An 18,852-nucleotide genomic window follows, 5' to 3' on the forward strand; every position below is an offset into this window, starting at 1 on the left:
GTATGGAAATCGTACCGGACACGAGCGTGGTCATCGACGGCCGCGTGTCCGAGCAGATAGAGGCCGACGCCGACCCGGATTCGGACGTGGACGGCATGGGCTTCGCCGGCGCGACGGTCGTCGTCCCCGAAGCCGTCGTCGGCGAACTCGAAGCACAGGCCAACGACGGGCGAGAGACCGGCTGGGAGGGGCTCGAAGAGCTCCAGCGACTCGTCGACCTCGCCGACGACGGCACCGTCGACCTCGAATACGTCGGCCGACGACCGGACGCCGTCGAGAAGCGCGACGCCGGCGAGGGCGAGATCGACGCGCTCATCCGCGACGTGGCCCAGAACCGCGAGGCGACGCTGGTGACGAGCGACGACGTGCAGGCCGAGGTCACCCGCGCGAAGGGCCTCGACGTGGAGTTCATCGAGCCGCGCGGTCGGACGATCGACCGCCTCCAGATAGAGAACTTCTTCGACGAGGGGACGATGAGTGTCCACCTCAAGGTCGGCGTCAAGCCCTACGCGAAGAAGGGCTCCATCGGCGACATGCACTACCAACCGATCCGGGACGACCTCGCCACGGAGGAGGAGCTCCGGCAGTACGCCGACGACATCGAGGAGGCCGCCCGCTCCTCGCCCGAGGGCTTCCTCGAACTCGACGAGCCGGGCATGAGCATCGTCCAGTTCAAGGACATGCGGATCGCCATCGCCCGACCGCCGTTCTCGGACGCCCGCGAGATCACGGCCGTGCGACCCATCGTCAAGACGGAGCTAGACGACTACGAACACGCCGACGAACTGCGCGAGCGCTTCACCGAGCACCAGCGCGGCGTCCTCATCTCGGGGTCGCCCGGAGCCGGGAAGTCGACGTTCGCACAGGCGGTCGGCGAGTTCCTCGTCGACGCCGACTACGCGGTCAAGACGATGGAGAAGCCGCGGGACCTGCAGGTCGGCCCGGACATCACCCAGTACACCGCGCTGGGCGGGTCGATGGAGAAGACCGCCGACTCGCTGTTGATGGTCCGGCCGGACTACACCATCTACGACGAGGTCCGGAAGACCGACGACTTCGAGGTCTTTGCGGACATGCGACTCGCGGGCGTCGGGATGGTCGGCGTCGTCCACGCGACGCGGGCCGTCGACGCCCTCCAACGGCTCATCGGCCGCGTCGAGTTGGGCCTCATCCCGCAGATCGTCGACACCGTCGTCTACATCGAGGCCGGCGAGGTCCACACCGTCTACGACGTGACGACCGAGGTCAAGGTCCCGCAGGGGCTGATGGAGGAGGACCTCGCGCGCCCGGTCATCGTCGTCCGGGACTTCGAGACCGGCCAGCCCGAGTACGAGATCTACACCTTCAACCGCCAGGTCGTCACCGTCCCGCTGAACGAGGACGACGACGACCAGGACTCCGGCGTGGACCGCCTCGCGAAGCAGGAGGTCGAGCGCGAGATCCGCGCCATCGCCCGCGGCCACGTCGACGTCGAACTCCGCGGGCCGAACAACGCCGTCGTCTGGGTCGAAGACGACGATATCCCGCAGGTCATCGGGAAGGGCGGCGGCCGCATCACCGACGTGGAGAACCGACTGGGCATCGACATCGACGTGCGGACGCTCGAAGAGAAACCCACCGGCCCCTCCGGCGGCCCCCAGACCGACAGTGGCGGCAGCCAGCAGGGCGAGATCGTCCAACCCGAGGTCACCTCACGGCACGTCATCGTCCCCCTCGACGGGCACGCGGGCGACACCGTCGAAGTGCAGGCCGACGGCGAGTACCTCTTCACCGCCACGGTCTCCCGCGGCGGCGAGATCCAGGTCTCGCGCGGGTCGGGCATCGCCGAGGAGCTGGAGCGAGCCATCGACCGCGGCATGACGATCACCGTCGTCCCGTCGTAACGTAGCGGCCCGGCCGCGGCGGCCGTCGCTGTTCGCGGGCGAGGCGGTCTTTTCGTCGGGTTTCCGACTCGAAAGTGACGACTACGGTTGTCCCCAGGGCGTCGTTCGTGACCGTTTCGGACGCGCGTCTCGAAAGCACGTGCGTCAACAATCAGTAGACAGAAATTGACGTTCGGGCCAAATATTGGCCATCAGTTGTATTATGTAGCACTATATAAGGTATCTATACGACGTTCGCCCATAGCTATTTAGTGCTGCTGCAGTGTTACTCGTGATATGGACCTACCCGATGCCACCCCCGGTTCGGAACGCCATCTCGACACCGACAGCCACCGCTCGGCCCGCGACGGCGACAGGTACTGTCGCCACTGCCGGGAGATCGCGCTCGCGTTCGATCCCCACGCCGACCGGGCACGCTGTCGCGCCTGCGGCGAACTGGCCTGAGAACGATGGGCCTCCGACAGCGGCTCCGCGGAAGCCTCCGACGCGAACCGACCTACGAGTGTGCGTTCTGTCGGCTGACCTTCGACGAGGAGCGGGACCACTGTCCGGCCTGCGGCTGGACGGTCAGAGAAGCCAGCTGAATCAGTCGGAGACGGCCGCGTCGGCCTGTTCTGCGGGCTGTTCGGTGATCTCGTAGAGGTTCTGTCGGGCGTCGGCGAAGTAGACGTCCTCTTCGATGACACCGACCTCGTCGAGGCGTTCGAGGGCGTAGCGGACCGTGCGTGCAGATAGCATCGACTCCTCGACGATGCCCTTCTGGGTGAGCGGCCCGTCGTATTCCAGCACCTTGTAGACGAGCTTCGCGCTCGGTGGAAGGTCTGCGATGGCCTCCCCATCGGATTCCGTCATTACCTGTTACGAATGTCGCCGGATGCATAAAGATTGAGGAGTCAGTTCGCCAGACGGGCGTTCACGGGAAACGGCGCTCCGTTCGCTATCGACGTCCGTCCCGCCGCCGTCACGGGCCGACGTGGGGTACTGGAACCGCGTCCCTTTTGGTGACGGGTAGTTCAGTATTCGGTATGGCAACGGAAACGGCGGGCGGTATGAGTTCCCATATGCGGGGACTCACTGTCACGACGATAACGGCGGTCGCGGGGATCGCGGCGGCGTTGGTCTCGGACGCCGTGGCGACGGGTCCCGGCGACGTCACCGGCATCGTCGTCGTCGCAGTCGCCGTCCTCGCACAGTTCCCGATACTTCGGGTCATCGGCATCGGTCCGGACGACCTCTCGACGAAGGACGTCCTCTACGTCGCGTTCATGACCTTCGCGCTCTGGTTCGTCTCGTGGGGCATCCTGCTGACCGCGGGGGTGTAATCGATGGCGGAGGACAGCATCGCGGTCGTCGACTTAGAACGGTGTCAGCCCGACCGCTGTAACTACGAGTGCATGAACTACTGCCCGCCCAACCGGAGCGGGAAGGAGTGCATCGTCAAGCGCGGCGACGAACACGAGGAGGACGAGGAGTTCGACGGGAAACCCGACCAGGTACGGATCTCCGAGGAGATCTGTCTGGGCGAGTCCTGCGGTATCTGCGTCAACAAGTGCCCGTTCGACGCCATCGAGATCATCAACCTCCCGCAGGAACTGAACGACGAACCCGTCCACCGCTACGGCGAGAACGCCTTCGCGCTGTACGGACTGCCAGCGCCCCAGGAGGGACAGGTGACGGGGATCCTCGGCCCGAACGGTATCGGGAAGACGACGGCTGTCCGCATCCTCGCCGACGAGATGTCGCCGAACCTCGGTCGCTACGGCGAACAGGTCGGCTGGGACCAGGTGTTAGACGAGTACCGCGGGACCGCGCTGCAGGACTACCTCGAACAGCTGCGCGACGGCGACGTCGACGTGGCCCGCAAACCGCAGTACGTCGACCGCATCCCCGACCAGTTCGACGGGAAGGCGCGCGAGCTGCTCGAACAGACCGACGAGCGCGGCGAACTCGACTACCTCATCGACCGCACCGATATCGGCCCGGTCGTCGACAGTAATCTCGACGACCTCTCGGGCGGCGAACTCCAGCGCGTGGCGCTGGTGGCGACGCTGGCTCGCGACGCCGACTTCTACTTCCTCGACGAGATCACGCCGTATCTGGACATCGGCCAGCGGATGACCGCCGCGCGGCTGATTCGAGAGCTCGCCGAGGAGGGCGACCGCTCGATGCTCGTCGTCGAGCACGACCTCGCCATCCTCGACCTGCTCGCGGACAACATCAACGTCGCCTACGGGTCCCCCGGCGCGTTCGGTATCATCACCTCGCCGAAGTCCACGAAGAACGGCATCAACGAGTACCTCTCGGGGTATCTGGAGAACGAGAACATGCGCATCCGCCAGACGGAGATCGAGTTCGAGGAACACGCGCCTCGAACGGCCTCCACCGGCGACGTGGTCATCGAGTACCCCGACCTCACCAAGAGCTACGGCGACGGGGAGTTCTCCCTCGACGTGGACGCGGGCACCATCCGCGAGAGCGAGGTCCTCGGCGTGGTCGGCCCGAACGGCATCGGAAAGTCCACGTTCGCGAAGATGCTCGCCGGCCGGCTCGAACCGAGCGAGGGGAGCGTCGAGTCCGACCTCGACATCGCCTACAAGCCCCAATACATCGAGATCGACCAGCCGATGCGCGTCGACGCCTTCCTCTCCTCGATCACGGACGACTTCGGCACCTCCTACTGGGACACCGAGATCGCCCAGCCGCTCCAGCTCGACGCCGTGATGGAGCAGCAACTCACCGACCTCTCGGGCGGGGAGCGCCAGCGCGTCGCCATCGCGGCCTGCCTCTCGAAGGACGCGGACCTCTACTTACTCGACGAACCGTCGGCGCACCTCGACGTCGAACAGCGGGTGCTCGCCACCTCGGCCATCCGCCGGTACGCCGAGAACCACGACGCGACGGCGATGGTCATCGACCACGACATCTACATGATCGACTTGCTCGCCGACCGCCTGCTCGTCTTCGAGGGCGAACCCGCGAAACACGGGTACGCGACCCCGCCGCAGGGCATGCGCGAGGGGATGAACGAGTTCCTCTCGAACCTCGACATCACGTTCCGCCGCGACGAGCGAACGTCTCGACCGCGCATCAACAAGCCGGGGTCCCAACTCGACCGCGAGCAGAAGAACTCGGGCGAGTACTACTACTCCCCCGACGAGAGCTGAACGCTACCGCCTCTTCTCCGTAGTTAGCGACGGTAGTGATTCGTCGAGCGGTTACCATTTAGTTACTAGATACAGTCCACGTACTCCCGCCTACAATTTAACCACGTACGACCCAAATATACAAAATATATTAAGTAAGTGTGCGGTCATATTCAGGTCTGTGACAGGTTCTGGTCCCACGAAGCCGATCCCCGACGGGGCAAAAGAACTCACCGCCCACCTCCAAGACAGCCTCGGTAACCGACTCCGGAGCGTCATCTGGTACGACAAGGGAGACCACGACGTACTCTACGCTCGGAGCGACGTGGCGGCCGCGTACACCGAAGCGGAAATAGAGGACGTCGTAGACGAACTCTCGATGGAGTCGTTCGCGCGACCCATCAAGGAAGACCTGTACCCCCACGGTGACCTCCGGTGTACCGTGGAATGCTACGAAGACGGCGTCGAGATGCACTTCTGTATCGCCGACGGCGAGGGCGTCGCCGTCGGGATCGAGCCGACCGCGTTCGTCGAGGAGGGGACGTTCATCGGTAACTGTCTCGAAGCGGCGGAACTCGTCGAATAAACGGTGGTCGTCGCGTCGGTAGATAGCAGTCGCTGCCGAGCGCTGCCCACCTATCGAAAAGAGAACACACTCCCGGGAACCGCTTACGCGGCGGGGTCGCTGGTGTCGCCGGTCTCGGACCCGGCGACGGCGTCGTCGAGTCCGTCGGCGACCTCCTCTGGGTCGAACTCCTCGTCGGGTCGGAGCTCTCGGTCGGGGGAGTCGCCGTCCTGTCGTTCGGTGACCGATTCGTCGCCGGTGACCGAGACGAAGATGTCACCCAGTTCCTCGGCTCGGTCGCCTGACTGACTCTTGCTCATTTGCAATCGCCTATAACGGGTAGAGGGGGTTAGCTCCGCGGCCTAACTCGTTAGGGGCAGCGCAGTCGGGCGATTTCGCCCGTTCAGAGGACGCTTCGCTGGCAGGAGCCACACAGCGACGGCTCCTTGACGTCCACCTGTCGGACGGTCGGCGAGAAGTTCATCACGCAGCGCTTGTTGTCACAGTGTTCCAGCCCGAGCGTGTGGCCGATCTCGTGGACGACCTCTTTGCGAACGCGGGCAGCGAAGATGTCGCTGGCCGACTGGTTCGAGAAGCCGCCGTCGGAGGAGGTCTGGAGGCGATACGTCGAGATGACACTTCCCGAGCCGCCGAGGTAGGCGAGGCCGAACACGTAGTTGCGGCGGCGGTAGAAGAGGTCCTTGGGGGTGATGGCGATGTTCTTCTCGCCCGCGCCGACGCGCCGTGCGAGGTCGATGAACTCCTCGGCGCGGTACTGGTCGCGGTCGCCATCGTACGCACCGGCGGGAATCGACTGCGGTTCGTGCATGGAGACGTCGCAGTCGTAGGTGGTGCGAAGGCCCTCGGAGGCCTCGCGTTTCACCTGGGCAGAGACGTCGCCCACCGGGACGATGTCGACATGCATGAGAATGCATATGAGACGGTGGCGCTTAAACATCCCGACGTGAGCGACGCAGAACGGACCCTCGTCGGCCGATTGGCGACCGCCGATAGCGTGGTGGAGGTCGGCATCGGCAACCGCCCCGACGTGGCCGCGGCGCTGGCCGACCGCGGCGTCGACGTGACGGCGACGGACATCACGCCGCGGTCGGTTCCCGACGGCGTTATCTTCGTCGAAGACGACGTGACCGACCCCGAGTTGACCGTCTACGAGGGAACCGACGTCGTCTTCGCGCGGAACCTCCCGCCGGAGCTCCACGGGCCGGCGCGCGAAGTCGCCCGACGCGTCGGCGCGGACTTTTGGTTCACGACGCTGGGCGGCGACCAGCCGGCGGTGCCCGTCGAGCGCGAGCAACTCGACGGCCGCGTGACGCTGTTCCGGGCCGTGGACGGTCCCGGCGGCCGATAGCGAGTGGCCGACATAGCAAGGCGCTTCAAGGGCGACGACCAGAAGCGAGTATGCAAGTCGACGCGGTCGTCTTAGACATCGACGGCGTCCTCGTGGACGTCGCCGATTCCTACCGGCGGGCCGTCATCGAGTCCGTCCAGCGAGTGTACGACGACACCATCGAACGGGCCGACATCCAGCGGTTCAAGGACGCCGGCGGGTTCAACAACGACTGGGAACTGACCGACGCGGCGGCGCTGTACGTACTGGCCGACCGCGAGGGGAGCGCGGGCGACGTGGCGAGTTTCACCGACGCGATCGCCGAGCGGGGCGGCGGCCTGTCGGCGGCCGAAGCCGTCGTTCGGGACCGCCTCGACGAAGGGGCCGCCGAACGGGTGTTCGACGCGTGGGACCCCGACGAACTCCGCGACGTGTTCCAGACGCTGTATCTCGGGAGCGATCTGTACCGCGACCTCGAAGGCGGCGATCCGGCGTTCGACGCGCCCGGCTACATCAACGACGAACCGGTGCTGGTCGACGCCGAGACGCTGGCGGCGTTGCGGGACCGCTACGCCGTCGGCGTCGTCACCGGCCGTCCCGCCGCGGAGGCCGACATCGCGATGGAGCGCGTCGGGTTGGACCTGCCCGAGGATCACCGGTTCACGATGGACGACTGGGCGGAGGGGAAACCCCATCCGGCCGCCCTCGTGACGTTGGCCGAGCGCTTCGACGCCGAGCGAGTGGCCTTCGCGGGCGATACGCTCGACGACGTGAAGACCGCCGTCAATGCCGACGCCGCGGACGACGACCGAGTGTACTACGGCGTCGGCGTCCTGACCGGCGGGCTGACCGGCGAGGACGGTCGCCGGAAGTACGCCGCCGCCGGCGCGAGCGCGGTGGTCGAGACGGTCAACGACCTGCCGGACCTGCTGGGGTAGCACGTTCCGGCCGACAGTCGGCACGAGAACGGCAGGGATTTCCCGGCCGAGGTGGAAACCCGGCGACATGGGACGGAAGGCGATGGTCGCGTGGGCGCTGCTGGTGAGCGTCTGGGCCGGTCTCGTGGGCGGGGCGGCGGTGTTCGAACCGTCTATCGACTACGTGCAGCTGTACGCCGTCGGCTTCGCCGTCGTCGCGTTCCCGGCCGCGTACTGGACGATCTCGTCGAACCGGGCGATATTCGACTCCGCGCACCGGCCCGGCCGCATGGCCATCTTCATCCTCGTCATCTTCCTCGTCACGGTGGTCCTGGCCACGCCGTCGGCGCTCCTGCTGGGACACACCGGGCCGCTCGGCATCGTCGTCCAGTTGCTCGCCTACGTCGTCGGCCTCGCCGCGGCGCTGTACGTCGCCTACGGCGGCGGCTTCGACCTCGCGTGGGACCGCTACACGTAGGCAAGCACCACCGGTCGCACAACGCTTATTCACCGGTCGGCCCACCGCGTAGACATGGATATCGCGTTACTCGGCGGCACCGGCGACATCGGCGAGGGCCTCGCCCTCCGCTGGGCGTACGACACGAACCACGACGTCATCGTCGGGTCGCGGGACCCCGAGAAAGCCGAGAACAAGGCCGAGGAGTACGAGACCGAACTCGCCAGTCGCGGCACGGACGTCACCGTCGAGGGACTGGGCAACGAGGACGCCGCCGCCCGCGCGGACGTCGTCGTCGTCGCCGTCCCCGCTTACCACCTCACCGATACCATCGAGGCCGTCGCCGACCATCTCGACGACGCCATCCTCGTCTCGCCCGCCGTCGGCATGAAACGCGACGAGGACGGCTTCCACTACAACCGCCCCGGCGTCGGCAGCGTCACGGAACTGGCCGCACAGGCCGCCCCCGAGGGGACGCAGGTCGTCGGCGCGTTCCACAACCTCGCGGCGGGTCGGCTGGCGAACTTAGACGCGGAGATCGACTGGGACACCATCGTCGTCGGCGACGAGACGGACCCGAAAGACACCGTCTGTGAACTCGCCGACGGCATCGAGGGGCTCCGACCGCTCGACGGCGGCCCGCTCTCGAACGCCGCCGAGATCGAGGGACTGACGCCGCTGCTCATCAACGTTGCCCGCCACAACGACGGAATGCACGACCTCGGTGTCACGTTTCAGTAGCCCCGTTCGGACCGGTCCGCGGAAAGCCGTCCCGTGGGCCGAGTTCACACGCCTGAAGGAGCACTTTTCCCGACCGAGTCCTATCGCTCGTGTGTGGCGTCTCCATACGAAATTCTCGGTGTCGACCCCGACGCGGACGAGGACGAAGTCTCCGACGCCTACCGAGAACTGGTCAAAGAGGTTCATCCCGACCAGGGCGGCTCCACCGAGGAGTTTCGTGCCGTCCAGCGTGCTTACGAACGCATCCAGAGCGGCTACGAACCCGGCGAGGAGATCAGCCCGGCCGGGGCGACGACGGCCCGAACCGGACGGCCGACGGCCGGCGGAGATGCAGGAGAGAAGGACGAGCAGCCGGAACCCGAAGGCGTCAAAGTCGAGTTCCTCGACTACGAGGCGATGGAGTCCCGCGGCTGGCAACTGACAGACGACGACCTCTTCGAGAAGGCGGCCGACGACGAACTCGGCGGTGAGACCCACGGTTACTTCTACGTCGAAGAGAACGAGACGCTGCTCGAAGCCGCCGAAGACGAGGGGTACGCCTGGCCCTTCGCCTGTCGAGGCGGGGCCTGTACGAACTGCGCCGTCGCTATCGTCGACGGCGAGATGCCCTCGCCCGCGAGTCACATCCTCCCGAAGGAGCTCCACGACCGCGGGATCCGCCTCTCCTGTATCGCCGCGCCGACGACCGACGCGAGGATCGTCTACAACGTCAAGCACCTGCCGGCGATCCGCGACCTCCTCCTGCCCGCGAGTCGGTTCGAACAGACTTCCTCGACGGACTGAATCGCGGACGCACCGCTCGCGACAGCGAGCGGTCGACCGGCGGCGAACCCGAGCGCGAAAAGAGTAGTCGCCTTACGCTCCGGCCTGCGAGAGGGCGTCCTCGATATCGTCGGCCTGCGTGACGCCGACGAAGCGCTCGACGACGCCGTCGTCGTTCTCGACGATGAGCGTCGGCAGGGAACGTACCTGATACTCGTTCGCGACGTCCTGCTCTTCGTCGACGTTGATCTTCTCGAACGTCACGTCGGTCCACTCATCCTCTAAGTCCTCGAGGATGGGGTCTTGGGTCTTGCAGGGGCCGCACCAGTCAGCGTAGAAGTCCTTGAGCGTGACCGTCATGGTTCCCTTCGAGATTGTCTGTGGGGTCTGATAAGGGTTATCCATGTGGGTGCGTCGCGAACGAACCCGAAAAGCTTACTCCGCGCGAACGGGGAGGGAAAGATATGAGCAGTGACAGTGGCGGGCTGATGTCGAGTGCCGGGCTAGTCCGGTACTTCGACGCCGAGGACAGCAACACTATCCGTATCGACCCGCGAACCATCGTCGCCTTCGGCGTCCTGTTCGGCGGCCTGATCTTGGTCCTGAACGCGATGGTCTAAGCGTAGCGAACCATCTTCTACTGCTGAGACGCCGGAGTCGAATCATTCGCAGGAACACAGACACGCTATGCTGGCTAGTCGTACTACATCTCGCAAGAATCAGCGCAGCAGGAAAAGAGAACGGTCAGAAACAGGTCTCCGCTTACTCCTCTATCACGTCGTAGCCCACCTCGGTTGTAGAGTTGTCCGCGCCCTCAACGTAGTCCGAATCAGCGGGGCCTTTTCGCATGGTAGCGAGGTACCGAAACAGATACTGATCGAGTTCGTCCGTCTCGACCATCTCCTTTGCCCACTTAGTTTTGATGAAGGTAGTTCGATACAATTCGCCGTCCGGCGTCACCGCGCGGTGATATACCCGGTCGGGAATCCATGTCTCATCAGTGAAAGAGGCATTCTCGTCTGAATAATCTTCATAGAGGTTCTCATAGGTGAGCAGGAGAGTCGCGTCTATTCCGGCGCGGTCATCACCGGACACATTTGAGTCCATTACGTAAGTCACGACCACGTAGTCTTGTTCTGTATTAACTGAATAGTCCCGGAACACGGCCTCATCTGGCGTGGTCGTGTCCGCGGCAACGTCACGGTAGTCGTGTGCGAACTCTCTGTACCGTTTGTACTCGTTCCAGTTAGCCGGGATTTCATCAGTAATGTCTTTGACTGTCAAGATGTAGTCGAACGTCGCATTGGGGGTGCTGGACGTTGCTATGATAGTGTACTGCCCCGTCTCTGGGATTTCGATTTTCTTGAACTTGGCGGCGTTGTCCATTCCGCCGTCGTCGTTACTACCGAGGGTGGTCCCGTTGGGGGCAACCAATCGCATCTTCGGATTGCCTATAGATGACCCCATCGTAATGTTGAGCGTCGTGTTCGCTTCTGCTGCGAACTCTACCCGCTCATAGTATCTACCTCCATCTTGCGGGTCACCACTATCCAGTTCACCGACACCGGATTGTCCGACTGTGACACTACGGAGGTCGGTGCCGTTCTCGGGCACGGTCGGTGTCGGCGTCGCTGTTGGTGCCGTCGGCGTTCCGGTGACAGGTGTGCCTGTCGTTCTATCAGGGCCAGTGTCACTCGGGTCGACGTCGATGCCGTTACATCCTGCGGTAATCAGGAGAAACGCTACCAGTAGCGTCGACAGTAGGTTTCGAGAGCGAGTAGAAGTCGTTCGTAGCATATGAGATTTCCTATATTTCATTGTAATCAACTTCAGATGCGATAGTATATAAATACGAAGAAAATCGAATAATGTTACGGGCTGGAAACACTCTCACTTCACGCCACTCGCCCTCCAGAGAATGAGGAGCGGCCGTCTTGACGAGAGAGGTCTCTATCCACTCACCACCACTAGACCAAGAGTCGTCGCCGCTGGACTCGCCAGCCGACAATAGAGGCAGGCCCCCGCTCCGCTGTTTTCCGCTGCGTCTGAATCACTAGAGTCGTCGTCTCCATAACCAGCATATCCGCCAGTACAATAGGCACAACCGCCCGCCCCACTGGTATCATCAGAGTCCTCGTCGGAGGAATCTGAACCGCTATTACTGTCTGAAGAAGAATCGTCGTTGCTACTCTGACGGCGTTTACGTTCAGACATCACATCGGACTCAAGTTCGTCTAGGTTGTACCCATATCCGCCGTTATCTTGGGCGTAGTCCTCCGTATTCACGTAGTCACCCGCATCTACCGGCTGGCCATCGATCCACAGCGTGATTTTCCCGTCGCCGTTGGCGTCCATGATGGTCCGCTCGCCAGTATTCACGTTTCGGAACGTGGCGTCCGTGAGACAGTTCTGTTCCCAGAAGTGACAGTTGTTCGAAGACGCATCGCTGCTACCTCTACCAGTGGCATTGACGACCCGAACGCTCTCCATCGCTGTCCCGCGCCGGCCGAGTTGGTCGTAGGCGACGACGCGCACGGTTCGAGAGCCAGTGGCGTCGAACGAGTGAGTCGTGTTCACCGTCGCGTTCTCGCGGGACAGCGACGTGTGGTTCGTGGCGCGTCCGTCGACCAACCAGTCGACGGTCGAGATGGGGACGTCGTTTCCGGCGACGGTCGCCGTGAGGCGCACGTTGGAACGTCGGTCGACCGTATCGGGTGCGGTGAGAGAGACGGCCGGCCCGTTCGACGGCGTGACCGTGACGTACAGCGTATCCGCGCGAGTCGCGCCGTCGTCGTCGGTGGCGCGAACCGTGACGGCGTACCGGCCGGTCCCGTCGGGGCGGAACTCGGTCTGGCGGCAGGTCGGACACGCCGGCGTGATGGCGTCGCCACCGGGCGTCCGGATCGACCACTCGACGCGGGTGATAGTCCCGTCCGGGTCCCGCGAGCCGTTCGCATCGAGATACACCGTCGTATTGGCCGTGACCGTCTGGTCGAGTCCCGCGTCGGTCAGCGGCGGCCGATTCTCGGCAGCGGCGGCCGCACTAGCCGTAGCCGCTACTGCGAGCACCGCGAGCGCGGCGACGACCACCCCCGTCGTTCGCATCGTTTCCTGCTGGAGAGGGTTTCGGGTATAAAATTATGTATTCGTATCGGAGGAATCACCTCGGTCGAGGGGATAGCTGCGGTAGTGGTCGCCGCCGCCGTCAGCATCGGAGTCCGCGACGTTTTCTACCTCCCGCTAACAATGGTCGGTATGCACTTCACGCAGCGCGAACAGCGCGCGCTTCGACAGGCAGGCGTCGAGCAGGAGACCATCGAAGCGGCCTCGGAGGCCGTCGTCGCCGCGACGGACGCGGCCGCCACCGACCTCGAAGCGTTCTTCGCCGACCGCGAGACCGTCTACTCCGACATGGACCGCGCACACAGCGCCTCGGAGATCCAGACCCACGCCGTCGAGTACCTCGATCTGTTCACCCACGCCGACGACATCCGCGGCTATCTCCGCTTCGATTCGTGGGGCGTCCCCGTCGAAGGTGGGCGCGTGCTCTCCGACGACGTGGTCGAGCTGCGGTTGGGGCCGACCGTGAACGGTCGGGTCCGCTTCGCGGCGGACGAGGACGCCCTATGAGTGTCCGGGTCAGGGGCATCTACGCGACGGCGCTGACCCGGTTGCTGAGCGATGCCGGCCTCGACGTGGTGCAGGCCTCCGGACCCATCGAGGAGCGCTTCGACGCAGACTTTCCGACGGAGCGAGCGGCGGCGACGGTGGAGACCACCGACGACCGACAGGGCGTCGGCGTCAGCGGCGATAGCGAACCCGTCGAGCGCGTCCTCGATCACCTCGGCGACCTCGGTCGGGACACGCTCCACTGGGCCGACCCGCTGCCCGCGGAAGCGGTCTACGACGGCGAGGTGACCGAGACGCGCGGGAGCGGTGCGGTCGTGGACTGCGGCGACGGCGAGGGGTTTCTCCCTTACGCGAACGCCGACGACCGCGTCGAGGCCGGCGACTGCCTTCGTGTGCAAGTCGTCGAGGGGAGCGCTCCGTGGACCGACGGTCGACCGGTCCTCGATACCACGATCGCGGTGCGCGGCGAACTCCTGACGCTGGAACGTGGGGGGTCGAACAGCACGACGGCCGGTGGGCCGGCGATGCTGGACGTCATCGCCGCCGACCCCCGCGAGGGCTGGGGCGTCTCGTGGGAGCGCGAGAGCGACGACGCGAGCTTCGACGGGCTCGCGGACGCCCTCTCGGCGGCCAACGAGCGGGCGGAAGCGATCGACGCGGCGCTCGACGGGGTGGGAATCGCTTCTGAGGACGCGCCGGCGCGGCGCTACGACGGCGGCGCGACGACGTGGATCTGGTTCGGCCGCGAGAGCCGGTTCGCGCTGGACGAACAGCGACGGGCAGTTACGACAACGATGACCGGACACCACCGCGTGAAGGCGGGCGACGACGCCGCGAGCGCGGCCGTCGACTACGTCGAGGCGCTCTGTGCCGACCCCGGTGCGGACGACGAGACGGACTTCCCCTTCGCCGTGACCGCTCGACAGTTCGGCCCGCGAGCGGGCGGCTCGATCGCGCTCGGCCACGGCAAACCCGACGGCCGACTCATCACGCTCGGTCGAGCCGACGTGCAGTCGGTCGGCGCGGACGGGACGGTCACGGTCGAGCGCGAGATGTCGCCCGGCGGGGAGTACGATGCGCTGGGCGTCCCGAAGGAGGGCGGCGATATCGCGGAGACGAAATTGAAGGAGGGACGCTGGTGGTACCCGACGGTGTATCGCGACGGCGACGGCGAGAAGAAGGGGACCTACGTCAACGTCTGTACGCCCGTCGAGATATTTCCGGACACCGCTCGGTACGTCGACTTACACGTCGACGTTATCAAGCACGCCGACGGGCGCGTCGAGCGGGTCGACGACGACGAACTCGATGCCGCCGTCGAGGCTGGAGACATCCCCGAGGACCTCGCCGAGCGCGCCCGGAGCGTGGCCGCGGCGGTGGCGAACGCGCTGGACCCGAAATAGTTAGGCACGTCGGATATACTCCCTCTCGATAACTGATGGTTGTATGTCCACATCAAACTGGAAACTATACGTAGAAGACAACGTCCTCGTCGCGGACTTCGCCGAGGGGATGCCGAGCGACGCCGAGGAGTACAGGCGCGTCAACGAGCAGTTCGAGCGGCTCGCCACCCGCGGCGAGGTCGACGCGCACATGTCGGTGCTGAACATGTCGGCGTCGCTCAACAGCGACGTCTTCGAGAAGGCACAGGAGGCCGCGGAGGTCGGCACCGAGTACGGCATCACGAAGTGGGCCATCGTCTCGGAAGGGATCAAGAGCCTCGCGCTCAAGGGGAAGGTCGAGGAGATGGGCGTCGAGACGATGACCTCCGACGACGAGGCGGAAGCGCTCGACTGGGCGCGGAACTAACTGTCGCGTTTTCGACCGGCCACTCCAGCGAGACCGACGCCCGCGAGCGCCGCGGCGACTCCGAACCCGTCGCCGGCGGCACCGACGAGGCTGCTGTCGCCGCCGACGGCTCCGGGCGTCTCCGATGGCGGTTCGATTCTGGGGTCGGGGAAGGCGTAGACGCCCGGCTGCGCCTCGCTCCCCGCGTTGGCGTTCGTGTTCGAGGCGAGGAAACAGCCGGCGGCGCGCTGGGCGGTCCAGAACGACGCGGAGTCCGAGTCGCGCCACGAGAACACCTCCCGAGGGTGAGTCGGATCCGAGAGGTCGTGAACCCGGACCCCGCCCATGTACCACGCCGAGTAACACCGGTCGTCCGCGAGTTCGAAGTTGTGCGCCGTCGTCAGCACGCCGCCGGGCGTCGGATCGTCGGTCGGCGGCGGGTCGATGGTGGCGAGCGATTCGGGTTCGGTCGGCTCGGCGATATCGAACAGTTCGATGCCGCTCGGTCCGCCGGACCCGTCGTCGCCGCGGTCCCACGACTCCCCGCCGACGCCCAGCAGCGTGGCGTCGTCGTTCACGGTCACGAAGTGGTCGTTGCCCGGCGGTTCTGTGCGCTCCAGTCCCGGGTCGTCGATGACCGACAGTTCGGCTGGCTCCCGGCCGCGGACCCGCGAGACGAGCGAGGGGTCGGCGGGGTCGGCCACGTCCAGAATCCACGTTCCGGCGTCCCAGTACGCGAGGTACGCCCGTCCGTCCTGTACCCACACGTCGTGGAGCGGTCGGAGGCCCGCCGGCACCTCGGTCCAGGCCTCGTCGGCGTCGAACAGCGACCACGTCCCGACCTCGCGCTCGCGGTCGGTGTCGATAACCAGCAGCGGGTTCCCGGTGCGCCCGTTGGCGGTCAGGTAGGCGTAGCGGCCGTCGAAGTCGCAGTTGTGGACGCGCGTGTCCGTCTCGTAGCCGAGGACGCGCTCGGGGTTCTCCCGGTCGCTCACGTCGAAGACGACGAAACCGTGAGCGCCCTCCGTCGGGTGGGCCGGGCCGGCGACGAGCAGTCGGTCACCGGCGACGGCGACGTCCTGGACGATCCGCATCGGCCCGTCCTCGCTCTCGGCGAGCAAGTCGGTCCGGTGCTCGATGAGACGCGGCGCGGTCGGCGAGACGACGTCGACGAAGGCGACGCCCTCGCCGGTGGCGACGTAGGCCGTGTGGCCGTCGGGGCTGGTGACGAGTTCGCGGGCACCCGGCAGGTCGAGCGTTCCAAGCACGTCGCTCCCGGTCGGCGTGCCGCCGGGCGTCGCTGGCGTGCCGTCGTCGGTCGGTAGCGGATGGGCGCCAGCGGTGCCCGTAGCGGTGGCGATCCCGCCGGTTCCCGCACCGAGCGCTCGGAGAAACGTCCGACGGCGCATACGCGCAATCGGGGAGCGACGGCAAGAAGCCTTCCGGTGGCCGGGGTCGCTCAGACGTTCATCGCGCCGACCCACAGGAGCGGGCCGAGGACCAACAGCAACATCGGGCCGACGACGGCACCCAGCAGGGCCACCTCTCCGATGGGGATTCCGGCCGAGACGACCATCCCGACGGGGATGACCAGAAACGTCAACGCGATGCCGACCGCCGCAGCGAAGACGGCGCGGTTCGGTTCGCGCTCGGTCGTCTCGCGGACGGGGAGCCCCAGCCGGCTCGCGGCGTCGTCCACGTCATCGAACGGACCGAGCACCTTCGTCGTCGTGCCGTCGCGACCCTCGCCCCACCGGACCGTGATGACGTCGGTTCCCGACAGCCGGCCGGCGAGCCGCCGGGGGACGTCTCGGTCGGTGAGGTCGGCGCGCTCGATGCGCCACTGGGGTTCGTCCAGCCAGCGGTCGTACGCGACGATGGCGTCGCCGTAGCGCCGGTACTCGACGGTACCGTAGACGGCGTAGTGGACCGCTATCTTCCCGGCGACGAGGAGGGAGACGAGCGCCAGCACGGCGACGGCGAGCGCCGGGAGCCAGAACAGCCCGAAGACGGCCGCGATCACGGCGACGTAGCCCGGGCGACTCGCCAGTACCGAGAGGCCCGGGAGAACGCCGCCCACGAGGACTCCCGGCGTCGAGGGTCGGACGGTGTCGTCAGGCGTTCCCGCGGGCGTCTCGACTACCGGCGGCGGGGCACTGGTGTCGCGCGGCCCGAACACGCGCGCCCAGAGTCCGCTCGTTCGGTCCCCGACGCGGTCGGCCCGGTAGTTGAACACCTCGTAACCGAGTTTGGCGACGACCACGAGGGCAGCGGCGACGAACAGGCCCGTCGACTCCAATCCGTCGGCGCTGCCCAGGACCGGCATCAATAGTATCACGAGCAGCGCGTGTCGGGCCGGCGTCGCCACGACCATCCGCCCCGAGACGTCTTCGTATTCCGCCTCGCCGAGATAGGACTGGACGAACTCGACGCCGCGCCCGACGAACATCGCGATCCCGCCGAGCGCGACCGTCCGGACGAGTCGCCCGGTCGGCGCCACCGCGAGGTCGAACTGCAACAGCAGGAAGCCGCCGTAGCACAGCCAGATGAACAGGAAGACGCCCGCGAGCCCGACGGTGAAGGGGACGTTTCGGAGATACGCCGGCGGGCCGCCAGACCACAGGGTGACGCCGCCGCGCTTCTCGCGGAGTTCGCGCAGCGGCGTCCGGTGGTGCGAGACGCCCGCCGACTGCCGCTCGGCGAACAGCGCCCTCGCGCCGGCCCAGACGGCGACGACCCCCATCTCGACCCAGTAGAGGACGAGAACGGTGCCGAGAGACCAATCGAGGGCGGCGACGCCGACGAGCGGATAGAGGTTCGCGACGAGGATCGACAGCAGGCCGCCGGCGTGGCGGAAGCGGCGACGGCCTGTCATCGATCACGGACGCGAGCGGGGTGAGCGGACGAGCGACTCGGAGCGGAGGGAGGGCTGAGACCGGCCATCTCGGCCGGCGATAGCGAACCGAGAGAGATAGCCGTTGCGCTCGGTCGCCGGCCGGGCTCAGTTGCCCTGGATCGCGTCGATGACCATCGCCGCGGCGACGATGGGCTCTTTCGGGACGGAACTGGCGTCGTCGATGGTGATCTCGTAGCGGTCGCGGAAGGAGAACTGGCCGTCGATGTTGCCGACGTGACCGCCCTCGGCGTCGGTGATCTCGTACTTGTGGGGGATCCACGCGCCGAACGGGAGGTACTTGCGAGCGAGCGTCACGAGCGCGCCGCGGGAGTCGATCTGCGCGAGTTTCTCGCCCGTCTCGGCGTCCCGGATTCGCCACGTGTCCTGCAGGATGGAGAAGTCGTTGTCGAGGACGACGACCTCCTCGCCCGTCTGGGAGTCGGTGAGGACGTAGTTGCCGGCCACGTCGAGGTAGCCGGCGGCGTCCACCTGGAAGGCGTCGTCGCCGTCGCCGTCGACGAACGGGAACGACTCCTTGAGCTTGAACATCTTCTGTTTACCTCGGAGGACGACGTTACCGTCGGCGTCGAGCGCCTTGTACTTGTTTCGGACGAGGCTCTGCTCGACGGTGTAGCTGTCGTCGGTGAGTTCGACCGCGCGAATGTCGTACTTCTGGGCGGTACTCATGTGCCCCACTCCCGCGGAAAGTGACTTGAACCTTT

General features: G+C 65.9%; 24 protein-coding genes. 15 read left to right on the forward strand and 9 right to left on the reverse strand.

Features of this window, described 5'->3' with window-relative positions:
* Nucleotides 1-2: 2 nt before the first annotated feature.
* The 3 genes from GO488_RS07340 to GO488_RS20065 all read left to right on the forward strand — a co-directional run bounded on the left by GO488_RS07340 (nucleotide 3) and on the right by GO488_RS20065 (nucleotide 2,467).
* Nucleotides 3-1,883: a PINc/VapC family ATPase gene (locus GO488_RS07340; RefSeq protein WP_162317119.1), complete on the forward strand. Its 1,881-nt coding sequence runs from the start codon at nucleotides 3-5 to the stop codon at nucleotides 1,881-1,883.
* A 276-nt stretch (nucleotides 1,884-2,159) separates the two neighbouring features.
* Nucleotides 2,160-2,327: a hypothetical protein gene (locus GO488_RS07345; RefSeq protein ID WP_162317120.1), complete on the forward strand. Its 168-nt coding sequence runs from the start codon at nucleotides 2,160-2,162 to the stop codon at nucleotides 2,325-2,327.
* A gap of 5 nt (nucleotides 2,328-2,332) precedes the next feature.
* Entirely contained in the window at nucleotides 2,333-2,467 is a 135-nt protein-coding gene (locus GO488_RS20065) for a hypothetical protein (RefSeq protein WP_277814707.1), read from the forward strand.
* A gap of 1 nt (nucleotide 2,468) precedes the next feature.
* On the opposite strand, the gene GO488_RS07350 is transcribed toward GO488_RS20065, so the two are convergent.
* The gene (locus GO488_RS07350; RefSeq protein ID WP_135306228.1) at nucleotides 2,469-2,735 is read right to left on the reverse strand and encodes a MarR family transcriptional regulator; all 267 of its coding nucleotides are present in this window, start codon (nucleotides 2,733-2,735) and stop codon (nucleotides 2,469-2,471) included.
* Nucleotides 2,736-2,908: 173 nt separating this feature from the next.
* Between GO488_RS07350 and GO488_RS07355 the strand changes: the two genes are divergently transcribed.
* From GO488_RS07355 to GO488_RS07365, 3 genes are all read left to right on the forward strand, one after another.
* The gene (locus GO488_RS07355) at nucleotides 2,909-3,205 is read left to right on the forward strand and encodes an EMC6-like membrane protein (protein ID WP_164509623.1); all 297 of its coding nucleotides are present in this window, start codon (nucleotides 2,909-2,911) and stop codon (nucleotides 3,203-3,205) included.
* A 3-nt stretch (nucleotides 3,206-3,208) separates the two neighbouring features.
* Nucleotides 3,209-5,047 (forward strand): ribosome biogenesis/translation initiation ATPase RLI, encoded by a 1,839-nt coding sequence (locus tag GO488_RS07360; protein WP_162317121.1) that lies wholly within the window; start codon nucleotides 3,209-3,211, stop codon nucleotides 5,045-5,047.
* Between the two features lie 160 nt (nucleotides 5,048-5,207).
* Nucleotides 5,208-5,612 carry a DUF7522 family protein gene (locus tag GO488_RS07365; protein WP_162317122.1) on the forward strand — a complete coding sequence of 135 codons (405 nt, stop codon included), beginning with the start codon at nucleotides 5,208-5,210 and terminating at the stop codon, nucleotides 5,610-5,612.
* Between the two features lie 83 nt (nucleotides 5,613-5,695).
* Here GO488_RS07365 and GO488_RS07370 read toward each other — a convergent pair whose 3' ends face one another.
* The gene (locus GO488_RS07370; protein WP_162317123.1) at nucleotides 5,696-5,911 is read right to left on the reverse strand and encodes a hypothetical protein; all 216 of its coding nucleotides are present in this window, start codon (nucleotides 5,909-5,911) and stop codon (nucleotides 5,696-5,698) included.
* Nucleotides 5,912-5,994: 83 nt separating this feature from the next.
* Nucleotides 5,995-6,516, reverse strand: a complete 522-nt coding sequence (locus GO488_RS07375) for an archaemetzincin family Zn-dependent metalloprotease (protein WP_162317124.1) — start codon at nucleotides 6,514-6,516, stop codon at nucleotides 5,995-5,997.
* On the opposite strand from GO488_RS07375, the gene GO488_RS07380 reads away from it, so the two are divergent.
* The 5 genes from GO488_RS07380 to fer all read left to right on the forward strand — a co-directional run bounded on the left by GO488_RS07380 (nucleotide 6,511) and on the right by fer (nucleotide 9,837).
* Nucleotides 6,511-6,960: a UPF0146 family protein gene (locus GO488_RS07380; RefSeq protein WP_162317125.1), complete on the forward strand. Its 450-nt coding sequence runs from the start codon at nucleotides 6,511-6,513 to the stop codon at nucleotides 6,958-6,960. The two genes, GO488_RS07375 and GO488_RS07380, sit on opposite strands and share 6 nt — an antisense overlap.
* Before the next feature lie 50 nt (nucleotides 6,961-7,010).
* Nucleotides 7,011-7,877, forward strand: coding sequence for a TIGR01548 family HAD-type hydrolase (locus tag GO488_RS07385; RefSeq protein ID WP_162317126.1), 867 nt, complete (start codon nucleotides 7,011-7,013; stop codon nucleotides 7,875-7,877).
* 67 nt (nucleotides 7,878-7,944) lie between these two features.
* Entirely contained in the window at nucleotides 7,945-8,334 is a 390-nt protein-coding gene (locus GO488_RS07390; protein ID WP_162317127.1) for a hypothetical protein, read from the forward strand.
* A gap of 54 nt (nucleotides 8,335-8,388) precedes the next feature.
* Nucleotides 8,389-9,054 carry an NADPH-dependent F420 reductase gene (gene npdG, locus GO488_RS07395; protein ID WP_162317128.1) on the forward strand — a complete coding sequence of 222 codons (666 nt, stop codon included), beginning with the start codon at nucleotides 8,389-8,391 and terminating at the stop codon, nucleotides 9,052-9,054.
* Between the two features lie 93 nt (nucleotides 9,055-9,147).
* Nucleotides 9,148-9,837 (forward strand): ferredoxin Fer, encoded by a 690-nt coding sequence (gene fer / locus GO488_RS07400; protein WP_162317129.1) that lies wholly within the window; start codon nucleotides 9,148-9,150, stop codon nucleotides 9,835-9,837.
* A gap of 72 nt (nucleotides 9,838-9,909) precedes the next feature.
* Here the strand turns inward: fer and trxA are convergent, their stop codons facing one another.
* A complete protein-coding gene (trxA, locus tag GO488_RS07405; protein ID WP_338401338.1) occupies nucleotides 9,910-10,221 on the reverse strand; it encodes a thioredoxin in 312 nt (103 codons plus the stop codon).
* 59 nt (nucleotides 10,222-10,280) lie between these two features.
* Here trxA and GO488_RS07410 point away from each other — a divergent pair, with 59 nt between their 5' ends.
* Entirely contained in the window at nucleotides 10,281-10,436 is a 156-nt protein-coding gene (locus GO488_RS07410; RefSeq protein ID WP_162317131.1) for a preprotein translocase subunit Sec61beta, read from the forward strand.
* A 142-nt stretch (nucleotides 10,437-10,578) separates the two neighbouring features.
* Here the strand turns inward: GO488_RS07410 and GO488_RS07415 are convergent, their stop codons facing one another.
* On the reverse strand, nucleotides 10,579-11,613 hold the full coding sequence (locus GO488_RS07415) for a PPC domain-containing protein (RefSeq protein ID WP_162317132.1): 1,035 nt from the start codon (nucleotides 11,611-11,613) through the stop codon (nucleotides 10,579-10,581).
* A gap of 153 nt (nucleotides 11,614-11,766) precedes the next feature.
* Nucleotides 11,767-12,921, reverse strand: a complete 1,155-nt coding sequence (locus tag GO488_RS07420) for a PKD domain-containing protein (protein ID WP_162317133.1) — start codon at nucleotides 12,919-12,921, stop codon at nucleotides 11,767-11,769.
* 150 nt (nucleotides 12,922-13,071) lie between these two features.
* On the opposite strand from GO488_RS07420, the gene GO488_RS07425 reads away from it, so the two are divergent.
* The 3 genes from GO488_RS07425 to GO488_RS07435 are packed head-to-tail and all read left to right on the forward strand — an operon-like array spanning nucleotide 13,072 to nucleotide 15,255.
* On the forward strand, nucleotides 13,072-13,446 hold the full coding sequence (locus tag GO488_RS07425) for a DUF7532 family protein (protein ID WP_162317134.1): 375 nt from the start codon (nucleotides 13,072-13,074) through the stop codon (nucleotides 13,444-13,446).
* The gene (locus tag GO488_RS07430) at nucleotides 13,443-14,849 is read left to right on the forward strand and encodes a ribonuclease FAU-1 family protein (RefSeq protein ID WP_162317135.1); all 1,407 of its coding nucleotides are present in this window, start codon (nucleotides 13,443-13,445) and stop codon (nucleotides 14,847-14,849) included. The genes GO488_RS07425 and GO488_RS07430 overlap by 4 nt, the downstream gene beginning before the upstream one ends.
* A gap of 43 nt (nucleotides 14,850-14,892) precedes the next feature.
* Complete coding sequence (locus GO488_RS07435; RefSeq protein WP_162317136.1) at nucleotides 14,893-15,255, forward strand: hypothetical protein; 363 nt, start codon at nucleotides 14,893-14,895, stop codon at nucleotides 15,253-15,255.
* Here the strand turns inward: GO488_RS07435 and GO488_RS07440 are convergent.
* The 3 genes from GO488_RS07440 to GO488_RS07450 form a co-directional block, all read right to left on the reverse strand.
* A complete protein-coding gene (locus tag GO488_RS07440) occupies nucleotides 15,252-16,643 on the reverse strand; it encodes an LVIVD repeat-containing protein (RefSeq protein WP_162317137.1) in 1,392 nt (463 codons plus the stop codon). The genes GO488_RS07435 and GO488_RS07440 overlap by 4 nt on opposite strands.
* A 50-nt stretch (nucleotides 16,644-16,693) precedes the next feature.
* Complete coding sequence (locus tag GO488_RS07445; RefSeq protein WP_162317138.1) at nucleotides 16,694-18,109, reverse strand: DUF6498-containing protein; 1,416 nt, start codon at nucleotides 18,107-18,109, stop codon at nucleotides 16,694-16,696.
* 126 nt (nucleotides 18,110-18,235) lie between these two features.
* On the reverse strand, nucleotides 18,236-18,817 hold the full coding sequence (locus GO488_RS07450; protein WP_162317139.1) for an LURP-one-related/scramblase family protein: 582 nt from the start codon (nucleotides 18,815-18,817) through the stop codon (nucleotides 18,236-18,238).
* Nucleotides 18,818-18,852 lie beyond the last annotated feature (35 nt).

It is taken from the genome of Haloarcula limicola (assembly GCF_010119205.1).
GTDB classification, from domain to species: Archaea; Halobacteriota; Halobacteria; order Halobacteriales; family Haloarculaceae; genus Haloarcula; species Haloarcula limicola.

What these genes read in the sequence shown, in the direction of transcription:
- GO488_RS07345 (WP_162317120.1), top strand. Translation starts at nt 2,160, where the DNA reads ATGGACCTACCCGATGCCACCCCCGGTTCGGAACGCCATCTCGACACC.
- GO488_RS07410 (WP_162317131.1), top strand. Translation starts at nt 10,281, where the DNA reads ATGAGCAGTGACAGTGGCGGGCTGATGTCGAGTGCCGGGCTAGTCCGG.
- GO488_RS20065 (WP_277814707.1), top strand. Translation starts at nt 2,333, where the DNA reads ATGGGCCTCCGACAGCGGCTCCGCGGAAGCCTCCGACGCGAACCGACC.
- GO488_RS07390 (WP_162317127.1), top strand. Translation starts at nt 7,945, where the DNA reads ATGGGACGGAAGGCGATGGTCGCGTGGGCGCTGCTGGTGAGCGTCTGG.
- GO488_RS07380 (WP_162317125.1), top strand. Translation starts at nt 6,511, where the DNA reads ATGCATGAGAATGCATATGAGACGGTGGCGCTTAAACATCCCGACGTG.
- GO488_RS07445 (WP_162317138.1), bottom strand. Translation starts at nt 18,109, where the DNA reads ATGACAGGCCGTCGCCGCTTCCGCCACGCCGGCGGCCTGCTGTCGATC.
- GO488_RS07385 (WP_162317126.1), top strand. Translation starts at nt 7,011, where the DNA reads ATGCAAGTCGACGCGGTCGTCTTAGACATCGACGGCGTCCTCGTGGAC.
- GO488_RS07340 (WP_162317119.1), top strand. Translation starts at nt 3, where the DNA reads ATGGAAATCGTACCGGACACGAGCGTGGTCATCGACGGCCGCGTGTCC.
- GO488_RS07435 (WP_162317136.1), top strand. Translation starts at nt 14,893, where the DNA reads ATGTCCACATCAAACTGGAAACTATACGTAGAAGACAACGTCCTCGTC.
- GO488_RS07430 (WP_162317135.1), top strand. Translation starts at nt 13,443, where the DNA reads ATGAGTGTCCGGGTCAGGGGCATCTACGCGACGGCGCTGACCCGGTTG.
- trxA (WP_338401338.1), bottom strand. Translation starts at nt 10,221, where the DNA reads ATGGATAACCCTTATCAGACCCCACAGACAATCTCGAAGGGAACCATG.
- GO488_RS07420 (WP_162317133.1), bottom strand. Translation starts at nt 12,921, where the DNA reads ATGCGAACGACGGGGGTGGTCGTCGCCGCGCTCGCGGTGCTCGCAGTA.
- GO488_RS07350 (WP_135306228.1), bottom strand. Translation starts at nt 2,735, where the DNA reads ATGACGGAATCCGATGGGGAGGCCATCGCAGACCTTCCACCGAGCGCG.
- GO488_RS07360 (WP_162317121.1), top strand. Translation starts at nt 3,209, where the DNA reads ATGGCGGAGGACAGCATCGCGGTCGTCGACTTAGAACGGTGTCAGCCC.
- GO488_RS07370 (WP_162317123.1), bottom strand. Translation starts at nt 5,911, where the DNA reads ATGAGCAAGAGTCAGTCAGGCGACCGAGCCGAGGAACTGGGTGACATC.
- GO488_RS07450 (WP_162317139.1), bottom strand. Translation starts at nt 18,817, where the DNA reads ATGAGTACCGCCCAGAAGTACGACATTCGCGCGGTCGAACTCACCGAC.
- GO488_RS07425 (WP_162317134.1), top strand. Translation starts at nt 13,072, where the DNA reads ATGCACTTCACGCAGCGCGAACAGCGCGCGCTTCGACAGGCAGGCGTC.
- GO488_RS07375 (WP_162317124.1), bottom strand. Translation starts at nt 6,516, where the DNA reads ATGCATGTCGACATCGTCCCGGTGGGCGACGTCTCTGCCCAGGTGAAA.
- GO488_RS07355 (WP_164509623.1), top strand. Translation starts at nt 2,909, where the DNA reads ATGGCAACGGAAACGGCGGGCGGTATGAGTTCCCATATGCGGGGACTC.
- npdG (WP_162317128.1), top strand. Translation starts at nt 8,389, where the DNA reads ATGGATATCGCGTTACTCGGCGGCACCGGCGACATCGGCGAGGGCCTC.
- GO488_RS07415 (WP_162317132.1), bottom strand. Translation starts at nt 11,613, where the DNA reads ATGCTACGAACGACTTCTACTCGCTCTCGAAACCTACTGTCGACGCTA.
- GO488_RS07440 (WP_162317137.1), bottom strand. Translation starts at nt 16,643, where the DNA reads ATGCGCCGTCGGACGTTTCTCCGAGCGCTCGGTGCGGGAACCGGCGGG.